Annotated in this window: 1 protein-coding gene; it reads right to left on the bottom strand. The window is 57.8% G+C overall.

The window, feature by feature from the left end; all coding sequences use genetic code 11:
• Positions 1-1,020, bottom strand: a 1,020-nt coding sequence (locus A3AY_RS0115225; protein ID WP_018326517.1) for an NAD(P)/FAD-dependent oxidoreductase, incomplete at both ends; no start/stop codon positions are given.

Here is a 1,020-nt window from a genome sequence, read left to right as displayed (position 1 = left end):
AAAATCGATCACGGCCGAGTTGTTGCCGATGGTGGCGAGGCTGCCCTGGTGTTTGTAGCGAAACACCTCAGTCTTCGAAGTACCCAATAGGCGACCCCGAAGAACCTTGGCAACGAATGCCCCTTGTTGCTTCGCTGCTGGAGCGATGCCTGGCACCGGCCGTCCATCAGCCTGCACTACCGCTGCCGTATCTCCGACAGCAAAGATTTCGGGATGGCCGGGCACCGTCAAATCTGGTGAGACGACCACTCGTCCTGCGCGGTCGGTCGGAGCATCCAGCCAGCGTCCCGCCGGAGAGGCCTGCACGCCAGCGGCCCAGATAATCGTACGGCAGGGGATAAAAGTGTCGTTGACTGTGACACCGTCGGCCGTGCAGTTCGTGACAGGCTTACCGAGCATTATTTCGATGCCGCGCTGCTCCAGGCTACCATGAGCATACCGCGATAAGTCTTCCACGAATGAGGGCAGTATTCTCGGGCCTGCCTCGATTAAAAGCACCCGTGTCTTTCGCGTATCGATTCGACGAAATTCTTTCGGGAGTGTTTTCTGGGAAAGCTCGGCGATAATTCCGGCCAGTTCGACGCCAGTCGGTCCGGCACCAACAATCGCAAATGTAAGATACGAATCCCGTTCCGCCGCCTCATCCGCCAGTTCGGCCCTCTCGAATGCCAGGAGCGCACGGCGGCGAATGGTCGTTGCATCCTCCAATGTCTTCAAACCCGGTGCAACGGGCTCCCATTCATCGTGTCCGAAATATGCATGGGTGGCTCCCGATGCCAGAACCAAGGTGTCGTAGGGGATGACTTCTCCGGTTCGGAGAGTAACGGACCGAGCACCGTTTTCGACGGCTACGACGTCGCCAAGGAGTGTGGTGACCTCTTCGCGATCACGGTATAGCGACCTTATAGGCCAAGCGATCTCGGACGTCGCAAGCAGGGTTGTTGCGACTTGATACAGAAGCGGTTGGAAGAGATGGTGGTTTCGCCGGTCGATCAACGTGATCCTGACTGGAAGTCCCTT

Origin of the sequence: Rhizobium giardinii bv. giardinii H152 (assembly GCF_000379605.1) — a bacterium.
Lineage (GTDB): Bacteria > Pseudomonadota > Alphaproteobacteria > Rhizobiales > Rhizobiaceae > Pararhizobium > Pararhizobium giardinii.
Note: the sequence above shows the minus strand (reverse complement) of the source record. Positions and strands in the feature narration are given on the sequence as shown.